Consider the following 17,147-nt stretch of genomic DNA (forward strand, 5'->3'; position numbering starts at 1 on the left):
ACAATCCGCACCAAACTTTCGTAAGAAACTTCAGAGCGAGTTCGTCGGTCGCCAGCAGCGCCGCCGCCCTCGTTGGTGAGCGGTTTATAGGCGACACACCCGAAACAAGTCAACACAGAGTTCAAAAGAAAATTAAGTTTTTCATAAGTGTCTGTTATTGCTGATGTATTCTGATTATCTGTGTGAGGACGTCAAAAGCCGGCGAATTAACCGGTCTTTAATCCTCGACGCGAGCAAAGGCTCTGTTTCGCGAGATTAGGAGAGAAGCCCACGCAGCATGCTCATTTTCGTGCGGCGAGCTGCCGTGATTCAACGCCGAGCGCGACAGGCTCGGCCCTAAGGCCAGACAAGGCGTAGCCCACAGCAAAACCATATTGCCGCATCGGCAACCGCCGGATATCGTCGGCGTGAACAGCAACCGGTTCCGCGAAAGACCATGTCATGACGGAAAGTGCAGTACGCAGAGCGCATGAGTTCGTTTCGACACCATCGGCGCGGACGCTTCATGCAGAACTGATGCTACTCTGTGCCCGTATCGGCTATTCGCCGCCCGTATCCATCTGACCCTGTTTCACCAAACATCAGAAATTCAAGGATACGATGATGACCCTCTCGAACCACAAATATTCCCTGCCGGAGTTGCAGGCGCAGGACGCTGCGCATTTTCTCCATCCGTTCACGGATCACAAGGAGTTGCGAGCCCACGGATCGCGCATGATCGTGCGCGGCGACGGGGCCTTTATCTACGATAGCGAAGGCGGCGAGCTTCTCGATGCGATGGCCGGCCTCTGGTGCGTCAATATCGGCTACGGCCGCGATGAACTGGCCGATGTTGCCGCCGCACAGATGCGCGAATTGCCCTATTACAGTGCGTTCTTCAAATGTGCGACACCGGCCCCGGTGCAGCTGTCCGCCAAGCTTGCCGAGCTTGCCCCACCGAATATCAACCAGGTGTTCTACGGCTCGTCGGGTTCGGAATCGAACGACACCGCTGTTCGTCTCGTGCGCCACTACTGGGCGCTGGAGGGCAAGCCGGAAAAGAACATCATCATCTCGCGCCACAATGCCTATCACGGCTCGACCCTGGCCGGTGTGTCGCTAGGGGGCATGAGCCATATGCACAAGCAGATGGGCGGCATGGTGCCCAACATCGTGCACGTAATGGAACCCTATCCCTATGGGCTGGCACTGCCCGGCGAAAGCGATGATGATTTTGGCCTGCGGGCGGCGGGCGCCATCGAGGAGGCGATTCTTGCGGCCGGCGCCGACAAGGTTGCGGCCTTCATCGGCGAACCGGTGATGGGTGCCGGCGGCGTCCGCATCCCGCCCGCCAGCTACTGGCCGGAAGTTCAGCGGATCTGCAGTAAATACGACATCCTGTTGATGCTCGATGAGGTCATTACCGGTTACGGCCGCACCGGTGAGTGGTTCGCCGCCACCACCTTCGGTATCGAGGCCGACACGATCACCACGGCAAAGGCGCTGACCTCTGGGTACCAGCCGTTGTCGGCACTGCTGATCGGGGACAGGATCGCCAGCACGCTGGTGGAAAAGGGTGGCGAATTCAACCACGGCTATACCTATTCCGGTCATCCGGTCTGCTGCGCCGTCGCCTTGAAGAACCTGGAGATCATCGAGAATGAAGGCCTGGTCGAACGGGTCCGCAACGACACGGGACCCTATCTTGCCAAGGCGCTCGCGGGACGGCTGAGCGATCATCCGCTGGTCGGGCAAACACGATCGGTCGGACTGATGGGTGCGGTTGAAATCGTCCGGGACAAAGGGGAACGGACACGGTTCAAGCCGGATGGGTCCGCCGCGATCAAGGTGCGCGACCACGCGGTGCAGAACGGCTTGATGATCCGTGCCACGGGCGACACCTTGATCATGTCGCCGCCACTGGTCTGGACCCGCGACACGATCGACCTCGCCCTGGACCGTCTGCTGGTGGCTCTTGACCTCGCAGAAGCCGAATTGGCGCCGCTTCGATAAAATTGGAACCAATGGCTGCCGTGCCCGCTACGGCGGACGGCAGCCATTGTTTTGAACCCCATTACCGATTGAAATCTGCGGGCCTGGGTGGTGCCAGATTCAGCGGCCGGTTCGAACCGCATCGATGAGCTTGCGGCAGGCGGCGGGAAGGTCGGACTTTTCACGCAACAGGGCTCCGCCGATCAGGTACATCACGTTGTCGCCATAGGCATCCCGCATTTCCGGCACGCGTTCGAAGGTCATGCCGCCGCCAGGCGCGGGCAGGATCGGTTTGAGCCCGCCGAGGTCGCATGTGCAGCCATCCACGATCGCCAAGCATTCATCACGGGAGAAACTGAAACGGCCACCGAAATTCGGATAGATCACCGCATCGACCCCCATCAGCCGCTGCAGGATGCCGTAAAAAAAGCGGTGAGAAAAGCCGATAGTGGGCGTGATGACGTTGGTTCCGCCGAAGGTCGGATGCGAGACGATCGGCAAGGCGAAGTCAGGGTTCGCGGCCAAAGCACGCGAAACGTCGAAGCCGACCAGCGACGGCGCCAGCATGATACCGCCGGCCCCCATCTCCTTGGCCATCCAGGCACGCTCGAAGATTTGATCGGATGGGCCGGTGATGTTCGGCACATAGGTGGTGGCAAAGCCGGTCTTTGCATTGGCATCGCCGATGGCGTCGGTGCAGGCTTTCAGGCGTTCAGTGAACGGCGATGTCTTCTGGTTGGCAAGGCCATGGTCGTCCTTGACATAATCCATTCCGCCCAACGCAAACTGATGGGCGAGCCCGGCAAGTTCGGCGGTGGAGAGGCCAACGGGTTTGATGGCTGACATCAGGATTGGGGCCCGTTTGACACCGGTGCGCTCGCGCAGTCCCACTATTCCGAACCGGGGACCGGACAACAGCGTGGTGATCGCGGGCGAAAGCGTCATCGTATCGACACGCGTCTGTGTCCGGATCGAGGAATTGCCGAAGACGATGTTCAGCAGTTGCGGAAAGTCGTCACCGATATCATCGTCGCTATAGGAGATTTCCGTGAGAAACCCGCCGCGCGCGTCAGTGCAGGGGTGGACGCTCTCGATCTGCCCGAGAATCTCGTCCTCGATATAACCGGCCGGCACGATATCGCGGGGGATTTCCACCGTCTGCTCGACGGCAATCTCCAGAGCCCGCGCGCGGGCCTCCGTTTCGCTGGCCACGCCGATCCAGTAGGTCACCGAAAAACGGGCCATTTACAGCGCCTCCGCCTTCTGGGCCGAATGCACGGTGTCGATCCGCACGGCTTCGAGCTCGGCATCGTCGATATCGAGATCCTTGCCGAGAAGCTGGCTGATGGCAGAGACCAGCGCGCTGGCATCGAGCCCGTATTTCTTCATCAGGTAAGGCTTGGAGGCGCCATGCGCGAACGTATCCTGCAGGCCGAGACGCCGCAGTTTGACGCCGAGCCCTTCCTCCGCCAGGATTTCCGCCACCAGCGAACCGAGGCCACCAGTGATGGTGTGGTTCTCCAGCGTAACGACCCCCTTCTTGCCGCGCGCCGCCTTGATCAAGCCGTTACGATCGAATGGTTTCAGGGTCGAGACATGCAGGTGGTGGATGCCAACGCCACGAGCCTTCAACGGCTGGGCCGCACGCAGGGCCTCTTCGGTGCAGACGCCCGCGGTCACGACCAGAACGTCGTCGCCTTCGCTGAGTGTGCGCAGCTTGTTGAATTCGAACGGGGTCGAAAACAGCCGGGGCACCTCGCCGCGCAGCACGCGAACATAAACCGGTCCATCGATGCTGTCGGCAACTTCGAGCACTGTTTCGACTTCGGTGGCATCGCCGCATTCAAGGATGGTCATGTTCGGGATGGCACGCATCACCGAGATGTCCTCGATCGCCTGATGGGTGATGCCGCCCGGCGTCGTGATGCCCGGTAGGAAGCCCATCAGCCGCACCTTGCGGTTGGAGTAGGCGATCGAATTGATCAGCTGGTCATAGGGGCGGCGATAGAGAAACACCGAGAACGTATGCAGGAACGGCCGGAAGCCCTGCATGGCGAGACCGCCGGCGAAGGACAGCATGTTCTGCTCGGCCATGCCGAGCGACAGGAACTGATCCGGGTGCCGGTCGCGGAAACCATCGACTTCGCAGGATGACGTGAGGTCGGCCGACAGGCATAGGATTTCTGGGCGGGCGGAAGCGAAGGTCTCGAAAGCCTTGGCATAGGGACGGTTGACGATATCGACCATGATCAGGCCCTCGCGATTTCGGCTTCATCGACACCGAGCTCGGCAGCGATGGCGGTCTGCATTTCCCGGCGTTCGTCAGCTGATTTGAACCGGACGTAATGGAGGCGAGGAAAGCGCTTTTTCAGGAACTCCATGCCCTGGTAAGGCGACGTGTTGGCCAGAATGATCAGCGGCTTGCCGGGCTGGGCGCTATCGGCAGCTTCACGCATGGCATTGAGGTCATGCCCGTCGATCGAGCGGCAGGTGACGCCGAAGGAGGCGACGCGGGCGGCGAGGTCTCCAAGGTCAAGCACCGACGACATCGCACCGTCGCATTGCTGGCGGTTGACGTCGACGATGACACGGATGTTGTCGATACCGTGATAGGCCATCGCTGCCAGGCATTCCCAGGTCTGTCCCTCTTGGAATTCGCCGTCGGACATGTAGACCCAGACCTTGCCGGGCTCACCCTGGCGCTTGCGGGCCCAGGCGATACCTGAAGCCATTGAAAGCCCCTGCGCCAGCGAGCCGGTGGTCACTTCCATGCCGGGGCTGTGCTCGGCGCCAATCATTTCGACGGAGCCGCCGTCGACGTTGAAGTGATCGAGCGCATGTTCGTCCATGCGGCCGACCTGGATCAGCGCCGAATAGATCACCAGCGCATAATGTGCCGGCGAGATGATCAGCCGGTCGAATTCGGGAGCAAACGGACCGTGATAACCGGCACCGGTAAAGGCATCGGGGTTGGTGGCCGACGGCACACCGCCGAACGGCAGCGGCACCTTCGGCAAGGTCGGTTCACCCAGCGTCAGCGCCTCGTTGTAGAGAAAGGCGAGGCTTTCGGCAGCCGAACAGGCTTGGCTCAGATAGCCGCCATTGTTGCGCATCGTATGCAGGAAGACCCGCTTGCGAATGCCCGCTGCGACATCCTCGGTGGTCTGCTGGTTGGACAGGTTCATCGCACTCAGCTCCGTTCCGGAAACAGGGCTTTCAACCCTTGAGGCGAGGCATCGGCAATGCCGCGCTCCGTGATCAAGCCGGTGATCAGCCGTGCCGGGGTGACATCGAAGGCCGGATTGGCGGCCGGGCTGCCCTCCGGCGAGATGCGCACCGTGGCAATCGAGCCATCGGCGGCGCGCCCCTGAACAAAGGTCACTTCATCGCTGTTGCGCTCCTCGATCGGGATTTCTTTGACGCCGTCATGCACGGTCCAGTCGATCGTCGGCGAGGGCAGGGCGACATAGAAGGGGACGCCATTGTCCTTGGCGGCGAGCGCCTTCAGATACGTGCCGATCTTGTTGCAGACATCGCCATCGGCGGTGGTCCGGTCCGTACCGACGATCACCATGTCGATCTGGCCATGCTGCATCAGATGGCCGCCGGCATTATCGACGATCAGCGTATGCGGCACGCCGTGGCCGTTCAGTTCCCAGGCGGTCAGCTGTGCACCCTGATTGCGCGGCCGCGTTTCGTCCACGTAAACATGAACCGGGATGCCGGCTTCCGTCGCCATGTAGATTGGTGCGGTGGCCGTGCCATAATCGACGGTGGCCAGCCAGCCGGCATTGCAATGGGTGAGAATGTTGACAGGCTCTCCGGGTTTCTTCTTTGCGGCGATCTCGCGGATTACCTTCAGCCCGTTGGCGCCGATGCTGCGGTTGAGCTGCACGTCTTCCTCGGCAATTTCGGCTGCACGCTTATAGGCCGCAATGGCGCGTTCGGACACGGGCAGCTTCCGAAGTCCGTTGCGCATTTCATCCAGCGCCCAGCGCAGGTTGATCGCCGTCGGGCGGGTTTCGTGCAGAACGTCCCAGACGGCGTCGAGTGCTTCGTCGCTGGCGTCGTTCTGCATGGCGATGGCAACACCATAGGCGGCTGTGACGCCGATCAGCGGCGCGCCGCGCACCCACATGTCACGGATGGCGACGGCGACATCATCGACGGTCTTCAGCGTAACGACGCGGAACTCATGCGGCAGCCAGCGCTGGTCGATGATATCGACCGACCGGCCATCCTCGTTGAGCCAGATGGTATGATAGTGACGATCTCCGACGTTCAAATGACTGTCTCCTTCTCGAGGCGTTCCGCAAGCGCATTGATCTCGGCAATGCTGTGGATGCGGCGCCGATTAACGGCAAGGTGGCGCCCAAGCTTGAGCGCCTTGGTTTCGCAGCAGGCCCGGACGTCCGGGTCTTCGATGGTTTCGAAATCGGCATTATGGGCCAGACCGAGGATGCGGCGGTGCATTTCGATGCCGGCGAAACCAAGCATGTCGGTCCACAAAGTATGCAGCACCTCGTTCAGGGCCTGCTCCGATCCCAGGTGATCGCCCTGGTCTTCGAACAATGTGCGCTGGTAGAGAATACCGGTGCGCTCGGTGCGCCAGAGATGCGCAAATTCGGCTCGGAAGGTCTCCCATATCTCAACGATGACACCGAGAAGATAGGTCCTCATGTCTTCGCGGCTGCCGCCCTGTTCGTGGCCGGACTGCGAAAAGTAGCTCATCCAGAAATTCGACAGCAGCATGCCGACATCGATCGCCATCGGCCCGTAGAAGGCAAATTCCGGATCGATGACTTTCGTTTCCGTGTCGGTGACCATGACGGAACCGGTGTGCAGATCGCCGTGCAGCAGCGTTTCGGCATTGGCCGTGAACAGATGTTTCAGCCGCTGCGCCTCGACCTTGAGATCGCGGTCGGCGCGCAGTTCTGCAACGATCCCGTCGAGCTGCGGCGTGGTGTAATGATTGAGCTTAGCGTCGAAATAAGGGTCCGAAAAGACCAGGTTTTCGGTGATGTCGCAGAGCTCGACATTATCAGCGAAGAGCGCCAGATCTTCCTTGCGCTTGCGCGCTTCCATGGAAAGATCGGAGCCGCGAAACAGCGTCCGGGCAAGGAACAGGCCCAGGTCGCGGCCGATCTTCGGCAGTTGCCGTCCATCGATCAGTGCCCGGCGCAGGATCACGTGCGGCGTCAGGAATTCCATGACGATGATCGCTTGTTCGCGGTCGAAATGAAGAACCTCCGGCACCATGCCGGGATCGCGCTCCGCCTCACGCTTCAGCGCATGATATTCGAAATAGGAGCGCTTCAGCGGCAGCGGCCAGCTCTCACCGACAAGACGCACATAGGGCAGCGCCTGCTTGACGATAGCGCTGCCAGTGTCGCCATCGACGATGAAAACGAGATTGAGATTGCCGTCGCCGACTTCGCGCACCTTCCAATGTGCACTATTCGCGCCGATCCGGCCTGACAGGGCGGCATTGCTGCCCAGCCGCTGCGGCAAGGTCTCTGGCGTCAGCGCTTCGAAATTGGTCGTACTCATGTTTCCTCCTCTCCATCGGAGCGGCGCGCCGGTTAGAAAAACGCCCGGCACTCTCCTCGTTCCGCTCCCGGCGCGATGCGTCTCCACACGCATTCACGCCGTCCTTTCCCTTTTGGTAAGCCACCATTCTGTCAAATGTCAATGGGCTTGACATTTGATTAGATGGCAGCCTAACCTGATTGTCAGGGAGGAGCAGATGATACAGGAACACGTTTTCCGTATTGAGGGTCTGCGCAAATCGTTCGGTCCAATCCAGGTTCTGGGTGGGGTCGATCTGAATTTGCGCGCCGGGGCCGTCACGGTGCTGATGGGCGCCAACGGAGCAGGGAAATCGACACTCGTGAGGATCGTCAGCGGTGTCTATGGACGCGACGCAGGCACGATCACGCTTGCTGGTCAGCCGTATACGCCTGTTACACCCGCCGATGCCATGCGCGCCGGTGTCGTCACCGTGCACCAGAACATCAATGACGGTGTCATCGCCGATCTCGATGTTGCCACCAACCTGACGCTCGACCGCATGAACGGTCGTGGCGCCCACCTGATTTTCAATCCTCGCCGCATCCGGCGCGAGGCAAAGGCTGTCGCCGACCGCATGGGGCTGGCCATCGATCTCAATGCGACGGTCGCCGATCTTTCACTGGCCGACCGGCAGATGGTATCCATTGCCCGCGCCATGGCGCACGAACCCAAGGTCCTTATACTCGACGAACCGACCTCGTCGCTGTCGAGTGCGGAGGCTGACCGGTTGTTCGAGCTGGTCGACCGCTTGCGCGCCCGTGGCGTTGCCATTCTCTATATTTCACACCGCATGTCCGACATCCGGCGCCTTGCCGACAGCATCGTCTCCCTGCGGGACGGCCGCATCGCCGGGCTGTTCGAAGGCGAAAACCTCGACTACGAGGGCGCCGTCAATGCCATGCTCGGCCAGAAGATCAGCCTGAGCAACATCGTTGTGCGCGACGGTACGGCCGCTGTGTTCAAGGCGGAGAAGCTCACCATCGCGCGGGGTGCAAAGCCGTTTTCAATGACGCTTGGCGATGGCGAAGTGGTGGCGATCACCGGCCTTGTCGGTGTCGGCAAGACGGCCCTGGCCGAGACCCTGTTTGGCGCCCGTGTCCCGGTGTCTGGATCGATGATGCTCGATGGGCGCGCCTATGCGCCGAAAACGACCCGTGCAGCGATCGACCAGGGCGTCTTCCTGGTTGCCAAGGATCGCGGCGACAGCGGCATCGTTCCGGATTTCAACATCTACGAGAATGTCAGCCTGCCGTTTCTGAAGCGGATCTCAAATTTCGGCATTTCCAATCGCCGGGCTGAGCGGGCACAGGCGCGCCAGCAGATTTCAGCGCTCGGCATCGTCTGCCGGACCGAGCGCGACGAGATGCACACATTGTCGGGCGGCAACCAGCAGAAAGTCATGGTTGGCCGATGGCTGAGCCAGGCATCGCGCCTGCTCATTCTCGACGAGCCGTTCCAGGGCGTCGATATTTCCGCGCGCCGGGATATCGCCGCGAAACTGCGGGCATCCGCCTCAGGCCGCGCCACCATCGTTTTCCTGACCGAGCTGGACGAAGCCTTCGAGATCGCCGACCGTATTCTGGTGATGTCGGAACACACGCTGGTCGGCGAGCACCGCAACGCCGACGTCAATGTCGACAGACTTCTGGCCGAAATTGCCGGCCAACATGAAATGGTACTTTAGACATGAGCATTGAACAGACGACTGCCAGTCCATCCAGCCACAAGGCCGCACCGGCGGCCGCAACGCTGACACCGCGCGAGATCGCCATCAAATATGGCTTCATCACGCTGCTGTTCGGCATGATCCTCTATTTCTGCATCATGACCAGCGGCTTTGCCTCACCGCAGAGCGCCGTCTTCATCTTCCAGTCCGTGTCGATCACCGGCATCCTGGCGCTCGGGGTGACCGCCACATTGGTCGTCGGCGGCTTCGATCTGTCGATCGGATCGGTCGCCACTACGGCGATGATGGCGTCGTCCTATGTCATGGTGGTGATGGGTGGCGATGCGCTGACGGCAACGCTTGTCTGCCTGGCCATCGGTGTCATCGTCGGCCTGATCAACGGTTTCCTGATCGTCTACATGCGCGTTCCGGACCTTTTGGCAACGCTCGGCATGATGTTCCTGTTGGTCGGCCTGCAGCGCATTCCAACCGAAGGCCGCTCGATCGCCACCGGCATGAGCATGCCGGACGGTTCGACCGCCACCGGCACCTTCAGCCCCGCCTTCCTGGCGCTCGGCCGTCACCGTTTCGATTTCGTCCTGCCCAATCTAGTGCCAGTGTCGGTCGTAGTCCTGATCGTGCTTGCCATCCTCATCTGGTTCTTCCTGGAATATACCCGCTTCGGCCGGATGATGTATGCGGTCGGGTCGAATGAGCGGGCGGCCGGGCTCGCAGGCGCACCCGTTAACGCCTACAAGATCTGGGCCTACATCATCTCCGGCGTCTTTGCCTCTATCGGCGGCATCCTGCTGGCAGCCCGTCTCGGGCGCGGCGATATCGCGTCGGGCAATAATCTTCTGCTCGATTCCGTCGCCGCGGCCCTGATCGGCTTTGCCGTGCTCGGCGCTGCCAAGCCAAACGCGTTCGGCACCGCCATCGGCGCACTGTTCGTCGGCGTGCTTCTGCAGGGGCTGACGATGATGAACGCGCCCTATTACACCCAGGACTTCGTCAAGGGCTTCGTGCTCGTCATCGCCCTGGTGTTCACCTTTGCGCTCTCGAGGAGGGGCAAACGCTAAGGAGCTAAGCTCCGTGCGGGACTGCAAATCAAACAACAAGTCTATTGTGGAGGAGACCCTTATGACTTTTACGCGGAGAACTTTTTCAAAGCTCGCGCTTGGAATGCTGGCAGCAACGACGCTCGGAGGCGCGTCGTTTGCCGCTGATATGCCGGCACCGTTCGATAAGCCCGGTGACGTGAAAATCGCACTGGTGCGCTACCTGTCGACAGGCGATTTCTTTCAGTCCTATCTGTCGGGCGTGGAAAGCCAGGCCAAGGCGCTCGGCGTCGATTTGCGCGTGCTCGACAGCCGCCAGGATGCAGCCTTGCAGGCCGACATGGTCGATCAGGCTATCGCACTTGGCGTTCAGGGCATCATCATCCAGCACGGCCTGACCGAATCCATGAAGGAAGCGGCCCAGCGCGCGGTGGACGCCGGCATCAAGGTCGTCGCCTTCGACGTCAATGTCGAAAACGAGAAGATTCCGCAGGTCGAACAGTCAGACCGCGACCTCGCCCGTCTGGCCCTGGAACAGGCGATCAAGGACAATGGCGAAAGCTGGAAGGCTGGTTATGTCTACGTCGCCGGCATCGCGCCGCTCGACCGCCGGGACGAAACCTGGAAGGAATTCAAGAAGAAATATTCGGGGATCAATGAGGCCGCGATGTTCGGCACCATGGACAATCCGATTGCCAATTCCGTCGCCAACCAGGCTCGTTCGGTCATATCAGCCAATCCGGACATCACCGTGATGTTCGCGCCTTACGACGAATTCGCCAAGGGCGTGAAAATTGCCGTCGACGAAGCCGGCATGTCGTCCAGCGTCAAGATCTACTCGGCCGACATCTCGACCTCCGATATCGCCGCGATGCGCGAGCCGGACAGCGCCTGGGCTGCAACAGCCGCCACCAACCCGGCCGTCGTCGGTCAGGTCTCGGTACGCACGCTGGCGATGATGCTGGCTGGCGAAGATCCGGGCCGGAGCGTCATCGTTCCGCCGACATTGATCACCCAGAAGGACCTCAACGACAACGACATCAAGAACATGGAAGAACTCGGCGCCAAACTGCCACAGTTCGCCCACGCTGATGTCGCCATGCCGAAGTGGATGCCGAACCCGAACGCAAAGTAATCCACACCCCCAGTGGTAACTTTAGGCGGCCTCCGGGCCGTCTTTTTTGTTTTGGTGTGGCGGCCCGGCTTGATTGCTCAGGATATCCTTTTTTGATATATGTATATCTCGAAGGGATATACACTTGGCTCTTTTCATTCGTGATGACACCGTCGATGCGCTCGCAGTACAACTGCAGAAGGCTCTCAAGACACCGACCAAGACGGAAGCGGTACGACAGGCTTTGCAGCGCGAACTTGATCGCGTGCAACAGCAGCGCCCGTTGCGGGACCGGATTGCCAAGGCCCAGGCCATCGCCGGGGCAATTGGCTCAAGCGATCCCAATTTCGATATGAAGATATTCACTGATGAGATGTGGGATAATCTCTGATGGTCCTTGATGCATCCGTCATCGTGGCTGTCATCACCCGTGAACCCGGCTGGGAGGAAATCGTCAAGCGGCTGGAAATCGGTGACGGGGCGTTCGTGGTATCGCCAGTCGCCCGTTTCGAAGCGGTGCTCGGCATCGCCCGGAAATTCCAGCCGCCAGACAAGCCGAAAAACAAGCGGACCGTTGCCGCAGCCAATGCCGCCGTCGCGGAGTTTCTGGCAGCGATCGGGACCACGGAGATGGCTGTGACGCCGGAAATCGGCTCGATCGCCATCGAGACAGCCATGATCTACGGCAAGGCGGTTGGCCACCCGGCGGATCTCAACTTCGGAGACTGTTTCAGCTACGCCTGTGCGAAGGCGCTGAACATCGCCCTTGAATACAAGGGCGATGACTTCGCGTTGACGGACCTCGCCTGAACGAGGTTACGATCTTGGCTTACCGCATCGCCGCAGCGATGTTCCCGCCATCGACTGTGGTGACGTCAGCGGTGGTGCGCTCGGCCAGAGCCTGATGCACGAAGGCCTGGGCGACGTCGTCGGCCGTCACCTCAAGGCCCAGCAGGTTGCCGCCCATATAGTCCTTGACCGACAAGCCGCGAGCCGCCGAACGATTGGCGATCATCTCTTCGTTGAGCAGGCCTGAGCGGATACGGTCGGCATTGACCGCGTTCACGCGGATGCCGTCCTTGCCGTGTTCCAGAGCATACTGGCGTGACAGGAACAATGCTGCTGCCTTGGGCAGGCCATAGGCTCCGAAATTGGCACCCGGATTGACCGCCTGTTTGCTGGCATTGAACAGCAGCACGCCGCCGGTGGCCTGCTCCTTCATGATCCGGACCGCATTCTGCGCTACGCTCTGATGCGAGAAGAAATTCAGCTCGAAGCTTTTGCGAAGCAGAGCATCGTCCATGGTGGCAATCGGGCTTTCCCACGCAGCACCCGCATTGGAGACAACGATATCGACGCCGCCATAGGTAGTGACGGCAGAATCGAAGGCTGCGCGAACCGAGGCAGGGTCGGTGACGTCGCAGGCGAGGCCGATCGATTGATTGCCAATCGACTTTGCAACCTCCGCCGCCTTGGCACCGTCGAGATCGAGTACCACGACATGGGCACCTTCACGGGCAAAAGCCTTGGCCGCCGCCGCGCCGATGGCGCCAGCGCCGCCGGTGACGATGGCGACCTGGCCGGTGAACGGCTTGGCTTTGGCGCCGGCAAGCTTTGCCTGCTCGAGAGACCAGTATTCCAGATCGAACAAATCGGGCTTGCTGACCGGCTGAAAGCGGCCGATGGATTCGGCATCGCGGGCCGCCTCGATCCACATTTCTCCGACATCGGCGGCGATCTTCGCATCCTTCAGGGTACGGCCGTGGCCGAACATGCCCAGGCCCGGCACTAGCGTCAAACGCGGCATCGGATCCAGCATGACGCGTGTGACGTCGTCGCGTCCGTCATTTGCCTCAAAATAGGCGGTATAATCCTTGGCAAAGGCCGCAACACGCTCGGCGATGACGGCCTTGTATCCATCCAGATTGTTCGCATCCGGCGCTGGCAGAACCATCGGTCCCGTCTTGATGCGGATCGACAGATCGGGCGTCGAAACGCCGCGCGAAGCCATGTCCTCGACCTGTGCGGCATTGACGAAATCGAGGATTGCCGGCGAGGTGCGGAACTCGCCGATCATCCGGTCGTACCGGCCTTCACCCTTTGAGACCGCGACGGCGCCGCGCAGCATCGCTGCGATATCGTTGGGCTTGGCGAGATTTGCGGGCAGGGCGGCCGGGGTGAACGGGTTCTTGCCGTTTTTCGCCACGTAATCTTCAGCCAACGTCACATAGTGGATCATCCGGTCATAGGCTTCCTTGGCGGTGGCGCCGAAGGTGAAGATACCGTGCTTGTCGAGGATCAGGCCATCCACCGTCGGGTCCCGGTCGAACACTTCGGCGGCCAGCTTGGCGAGATCGAAGCCCGGCATCACATAGGGCACCAGCCCCATCTTGGGCCCAAACACCTTGGCGCTGACCTCCATGCTGCCCTCAAGGTCGGCAATCGCCAAAACGCCGGTCGAATGGGTGTGATCGACGAACTTGTGCGGAATGAAGGCATGCAGCAGCGCCTCGACGGATGGATTGGGCGAGGCCGGATCGATCAGGTTGGCGCGCTGCAGCGTTACCATGTCCTCATCGGAAAGCTTGGTCAGCTTGCGGGCCTTCAGGAGTGGCGCGATCTTGACGGCGGGAAGGCCGGCAGGCTCGATGATGCCCATATCCCAGCCGCTACCCTTGACGCAGAGCACATCCCATTCGTCGCCGATGAGATCACTGACGGTTGTTTTCACCGATGTATTGCCGCCGCCATGCAGGACCAGTCGCGGATCACCGCCGAGCAGCCGCGTTGTATAGGTGCGCAACGCCAGATCGCGGTTGATGCCCTTTGTGGCATAGGTGGCGACCATGGCGTCGGCGTCGGTATCGCTCCAGAGATTTTTCATTGTTTGCTCCTCCCTTTGACAGGTATTCAAGCCCGATTCTCGCCGGGCGGATCAGGATATGATTGGGATCGTCTATGGTTTGGTGCGGCTCCGCGCCTCGGCGCTCCAGCGCTTAAGAAGCCGCCGGGCCATGGAGGTTGTCACCACCAGATGCGAAGCAAAGCCGCCCTTCAGAGCCGCCACAAGAGGTTCGAACTTGTCGTCTTCCTGCACCACCATCATGCGCTTGCCGATCGCGCGAATGGAATCGAGATCGGCGGAAATGCAGCGCCGATTATGGGCACAGTCCAGCCACCGGCCTTCACGGTCGATGATCTGGCCGGCGATGACGCCGGCAGCGCCGGTTTGCCCGAGCACATGCATTTCTTCCGCCGTCAGCGCACCGCATTTTACCAGGTGGCTATCATCTTCGATGCCGCCAACGGAATAGAGCGCCAACTGGCAGTCGGAAATCGTCGCCATCTGCTCGCGGATCACTGGTTCGGCCCGCAGTGCTGCGGCCAGTTGTTCGGAACTCAGCACCAGCGGCGCATAAACATTGATGCCTTCGGCATTGAGACGCCGGGCGATTTCCGTGGTGCACTGATCGGGCCGATAGGAATACGGCGCGCCGAGATTTCCACATAGCTGGACGACGGTGACGCCCTGCAGGTCTGCATAGGGCATGACATCGGCCAGGTGATAAACCGTGCGGCCCCAGGCAACGCCGACACGATCGCCCTTGTTGATCAATTCCAGGAACACGGCAGCCGCAACCACCGGCATTTCCGCCGTCGGATCCATGGCCTGCCGGTCTTCTGGCACGATCCACACCGAGGTCAGCCCGAGCTCATCCTCCAACTGGCGCGCCAAAATGTCGTCGGCAAACAGCTGTGTCGATGTGGCGATGTTGACGATGCCGGTTTCGCGGGCGCGCCGTAGATAGGTGGCGACGGACGCACGGGAAATATTCAGCCGCTGCGCCACTTCATCCTGTCGAAGGCCATGGGTATAATAGAGCCACGCCGCCTTGTGCAGGATCTGATCAGTGGACCGGATGGGCATCATGTCTCCTTCAAACGTCGAATTAGACAATAGTCATCACTGCTGACAAAAGTCAAATGCGACCCCTTGGAAGCAAGCATATTGTCGAGGGAGCCTTCCGATAAGGGGCGATGCACATCGAAAGGCAGGGCGCCAAATGCATTCAGTCACTCGCAAGGCGAAAAGGTCGAAGCGTGGAAGGCAGCATTGCCGTCACGCAGTCCTCAAACATGGCGAACGGCGCCGCGCTTCACGATGTGAGCGGGTCAATGGTTACGATTTTGGGCTGGGAGACAGCTCAATCACTCTGTCGGCAAAGCCGTACGCGGCGATGAAAGCGGCGTGTTCGCTGGCGCGCAGGAATGACTGGCAGCGCGGGTTCAGGCATCAGCATTATGCCGGAAAGTCAGTTTCCGGCATAACGGATCGTATCATTCACGCTGCAAGATACTTCTTCAGGAAGGCCCGGGTGCGGTCCTGGGTGGGGGCACGGAAGATTTCGCTTGGCGGTCCTTCCTCGACCACGACGCCACCGTCCATGAACAGGACGCGGTCGGCGACTTCGCCGGCAAAGCGCATCTCATGGGTGACGATCAGCATGGTCATGTGCTCGGCGGCTAGCTGCTTCATCACGGCGTTGACCTCGTCGACCAATTCCGGGTCGAGTGCCGAAGTTGCCTCGTCGAACAGCATCACCTTCGGCTGCATGGCAAGCGCCCGGGCGATGGCAACACGCTGTTTCTGACCACCGGACAGCCGCGACGGATAGGCATCGACCTTCTCCGCCAGCCCGACCTTCGACAACAGCTCGATGGCAAGCTCGCGGGCCGCTTTCTTGGCCATACCCTTGAGAATCACCGGACCCATGGTGATGTTTTCCAGAACGGTCAGATGCGGAAACAGATTGAAGTGCTGGAACACCATGCCCATCTGCTGGCGCACCACGTTGATATGGCGCTCGAAAGCAGCACCACGCAAAGGCTGATTGACCTGTACGCCATCAAGCCAGATCTCGCCGCCGTTCAATGTTTCGAGATGATTGATGGAGCGCAGAAGCGTGCTCTTGCCCGAGCCGCTAGGGCCGATAATGGCAACGATCTGCCCGCGCGTGACGGATAGATCGATCCCCTTGAGGACTTCCAAAGCGCCATAAGCCTTGCGGGCGCCCTTTACCTCGACCATGGGCCGCTGGACGGTCATCGGGTTACCTCCACTTGCTTTTCGACCTGCCGCAAACCGGTTTCAAGGACGAGATTGAGTATGTAATACAGTGCTGCCACCGTGATGTAGAATTCGAATGGCCGGAATGTTTCGCTGATGGCCAGTTGCGCCGAATGCACGAGTTCGGCGATGCCGATGATCGAAACCAGCGACGATTCCTTCAACAGGACGATGAGGTTATTGCCGATCGAGGGCAGGGTATTGCGTACCGCCTGCGGTATGACAACGTAGCGCAGCGTCTGGAACCGGCCGAAGCCGATGCTGCGCGCACCTTCCGTCTGTCCGACATCGACCGAGACGATACCGGCGCGCAGGACGTCGGCATTGTAGACGGCAAAGTGCAGCCCCAGACCAATGATGCCGGCAGCGAGCGCCGGGATGTTGATGCCGATCTGCGAAAGGCCGAAATAGATCAGGAACAGCTGCAAAAGCAACGGCGTTCCCATGAACAGCCACATGAAGAAGCGGATCGGATAGGCAATCACCTTCGGTGCATAGAGCACGGCGACGGCAAAGAAGATGCCGAAGAAGAAGCTGATGACTGCACCGGTAACGGTCAGTACCACCGTCCACCACACCCCCATAAGGAGGATGTCGGTATAGGGCGTGACGACGCTGAAATCGAGACCTTGCATGCTG

15 protein-coding genes are annotated in these 17,147 nt (G+C 60.4%); 6 read left to right on the top strand and 9 right to left on the bottom strand.

Features of this window, described 5'->3' with window-relative positions; genetic code table 11:
- Positions 1–603: 603 nt before the first annotated feature.
- Positions 604–1,992: an aspartate aminotransferase family protein gene (locus ACP7BS_RS27205; protein ID WP_426240592.1), complete on the top strand. Its 1,389-nt coding sequence runs from the start codon at positions 604–606 to the stop codon at positions 1,990–1,992.
- Positions 1,993–2,091: 99 nt separating this feature from the next.
- Here ACP7BS_RS27205 and ACP7BS_RS27210 read toward each other — a convergent pair whose 3' ends face one another.
- From ACP7BS_RS27210 to mtnK, 5 genes are read right to left on the bottom strand one after another with little or no spacing between them, the layout of a single operon-like run.
- Positions 2,092–3,216, bottom strand: a complete 1,125-nt coding sequence (locus ACP7BS_RS27210; protein WP_426240593.1) for a RuBisCO large subunit C-terminal-like domain-containing protein — start codon at positions 3,214–3,216, stop codon at positions 2,092–2,094.
- Positions 3,217–4,218: a transketolase family protein gene (locus ACP7BS_RS27215; RefSeq protein ID WP_426240594.1), complete on the bottom strand. Its 1,002-nt coding sequence runs from the start codon at positions 4,216–4,218 to the stop codon at positions 3,217–3,219.
- Positions 4,219–4,220: 2 nt separating this feature from the next.
- Positions 4,221–5,156 (bottom strand): transketolase, encoded by a 936-nt coding sequence (locus ACP7BS_RS27220; protein ID WP_426240595.1) that lies wholly within the window; start codon positions 5,154–5,156, stop codon positions 4,221–4,223.
- A gap of 5 nt (positions 5,157–5,161) precedes the next feature.
- Positions 5,162–6,256: an S-methyl-5-thioribose-1-phosphate isomerase gene (mtnA, locus tag ACP7BS_RS27225; protein WP_426240596.1), complete on the bottom strand. Its 1,095-nt coding sequence runs from the start codon at positions 6,254–6,256 to the stop codon at positions 5,162–5,164.
- Positions 6,253–7,521, bottom strand: coding sequence for an S-methyl-5-thioribose kinase (gene mtnK / locus ACP7BS_RS27230; protein WP_426240597.1), 1,269 nt, complete (start codon positions 7,519–7,521; stop codon positions 6,253–6,255). Before mtnK ends, mtnA begins: the two co-directional genes overlap by 4 nt.
- Before the next feature lie 196 nt (positions 7,522–7,717).
- Between mtnK and ACP7BS_RS27235 the strand changes: the two genes are divergently transcribed.
- The 5 genes from ACP7BS_RS27235 (at position 7,718) to ACP7BS_RS27255 (ending at position 12,190) form a co-directional block, all read left to right on the top strand.
- Positions 7,718–9,226: a sugar ABC transporter ATP-binding protein gene (locus tag ACP7BS_RS27235; protein ID WP_426240598.1), complete on the top strand. Its 1,509-nt coding sequence runs from the start codon at positions 7,718–7,720 to the stop codon at positions 9,224–9,226.
- A gap of 2 nt (positions 9,227–9,228) precedes the next feature.
- Positions 9,229–10,287, top strand: coding sequence for an ABC transporter permease (locus ACP7BS_RS27240; protein ID WP_426240599.1), 1,059 nt, complete (start codon positions 9,229–9,231; stop codon positions 10,285–10,287).
- Between the two features lie 61 nt (positions 10,288–10,348).
- Entirely contained in the window at positions 10,349–11,401 is a 1,053-nt protein-coding gene (locus tag ACP7BS_RS27245) for a substrate-binding domain-containing protein (RefSeq protein ID WP_426232792.1), read from the top strand.
- A 124-nt stretch (positions 11,402–11,525) separates the two neighbouring features.
- On the top strand, positions 11,526–11,771 hold the full coding sequence (locus ACP7BS_RS27250; RefSeq protein WP_426240600.1) for a type II toxin-antitoxin system VapB family antitoxin: 246 nt from the start codon (positions 11,526–11,528) through the stop codon (positions 11,769–11,771).
- Positions 11,771–12,190, top strand: coding sequence for a type II toxin-antitoxin system VapC family toxin (locus tag ACP7BS_RS27255; RefSeq protein WP_426232796.1), 420 nt, complete (start codon positions 11,771–11,773; stop codon positions 12,188–12,190). The genes ACP7BS_RS27250 and ACP7BS_RS27255 overlap by 1 nt, the downstream gene beginning before the upstream one ends.
- A 19-nt stretch (positions 12,191–12,209) precedes the next feature.
- On the opposite strand, the gene ACP7BS_RS27260 is transcribed toward ACP7BS_RS27255, so the two are convergent.
- The 4 genes from ACP7BS_RS27260 to ACP7BS_RS27275 form a co-directional block, all read right to left on the bottom strand.
- Positions 12,210–14,264, bottom strand: coding sequence for a bifunctional aldolase/short-chain dehydrogenase (locus tag ACP7BS_RS27260; RefSeq protein ID WP_426232798.1), 2,055 nt, complete (start codon positions 14,262–14,264; stop codon positions 12,210–12,212).
- Between the two features lie 72 nt (positions 14,265–14,336).
- Positions 14,337–15,308 carry a sugar-binding transcriptional regulator gene (locus ACP7BS_RS27265; protein ID WP_426232800.1) on the bottom strand — a complete coding sequence of 324 codons (972 nt, stop codon included), beginning with the start codon at positions 15,306–15,308 and terminating at the stop codon, positions 14,337–14,339.
- A 414-nt stretch (positions 15,309–15,722) separates the two neighbouring features.
- Complete coding sequence (locus tag ACP7BS_RS27270; protein ID WP_426232802.1) at positions 15,723–16,487, bottom strand: amino acid ABC transporter ATP-binding protein; 765 nt, start codon at positions 16,485–16,487, stop codon at positions 15,723–15,725.
- A complete protein-coding gene (locus ACP7BS_RS27275; protein ID WP_426232804.1) occupies positions 16,484–17,143 on the bottom strand; it encodes an amino acid ABC transporter permease in 660 nt (219 codons plus the stop codon). Before ACP7BS_RS27275 ends, ACP7BS_RS27270 begins: the two co-directional genes overlap by 4 nt.
- Positions 17,144–17,147: the final 4 nt, after the last annotated feature.

The sequence above is a fragment of the Pararhizobium sp. DWP1-1-3 genome (assembly GCF_049896125.1).
In the GTDB taxonomy this organism is placed as follows: domain Bacteria; phylum Pseudomonadota; class Alphaproteobacteria; order Rhizobiales; family Rhizobiaceae; genus Pararhizobium.

Excerpts from the sequence above, each read along its gene's own strand:
- ACP7BS_RS27210 (WP_426240593.1), bottom strand. The coding sequence starts at position 3,216 with ATGGCCCGTTTTTCGGTGACCTACTGGATCGGCGTGGCCAGCGAAACG.
- mtnK (WP_426240597.1), bottom strand. The coding sequence starts at position 7,521 with ATGAGTACGACCAATTTCGAAGCGCTGACGCCAGAGACCTTGCCGCAG.
- ACP7BS_RS27240 (WP_426240599.1), top strand. The coding sequence starts at position 9,229 with ATGAGCATTGAACAGACGACTGCCAGTCCATCCAGCCACAAGGCCGCA.
- ACP7BS_RS27255 (WP_426232796.1), top strand. The coding sequence starts at position 11,771 with ATGGTCCTTGATGCATCCGTCATCGTGGCTGTCATCACCCGTGAACCC.
- ACP7BS_RS27265 (WP_426232800.1), bottom strand. The coding sequence starts at position 15,308 with ATGCCCATCCGGTCCACTGATCAGATCCTGCACAAGGCGGCGTGGCTC.
- ACP7BS_RS27235 (WP_426240598.1), top strand. The coding sequence starts at position 7,718 with ATGATACAGGAACACGTTTTCCGTATTGAGGGTCTGCGCAAATCGTTC.
- ACP7BS_RS27275 (WP_426232804.1), bottom strand. The coding sequence starts at position 17,143 with ATGCAAGGTCTCGATTTCAGCGTCGTCACGCCCTATACCGACATCCTC.
- ACP7BS_RS27220 (WP_426240595.1), bottom strand. The coding sequence starts at position 5,156 with ATGAACCTGTCCAACCAGCAGACCACCGAGGATGTCGCAGCGGGCATT.
- ACP7BS_RS27215 (WP_426240594.1), bottom strand. The coding sequence starts at position 4,218 with ATGGTCGATATCGTCAACCGTCCCTATGCCAAGGCTTTCGAGACCTTC.
- ACP7BS_RS27245 (WP_426232792.1), top strand. The coding sequence starts at position 10,349 with ATGACTTTTACGCGGAGAACTTTTTCAAAGCTCGCGCTTGGAATGCTG.
- ACP7BS_RS27205 (WP_426240592.1), top strand. The coding sequence starts at position 604 with ATGACCCTCTCGAACCACAAATATTCCCTGCCGGAGTTGCAGGCGCAG.
- ACP7BS_RS27270 (WP_426232802.1), bottom strand. The coding sequence starts at position 16,487 with ATGACCGTCCAGCGGCCCATGGTCGAGGTAAAGGGCGCCCGCAAGGCT.
- ACP7BS_RS27260 (WP_426232798.1), bottom strand. The coding sequence starts at position 14,264 with ATGAAAAATCTCTGGAGCGATACCGACGCCGACGCCATGGTCGCCACC.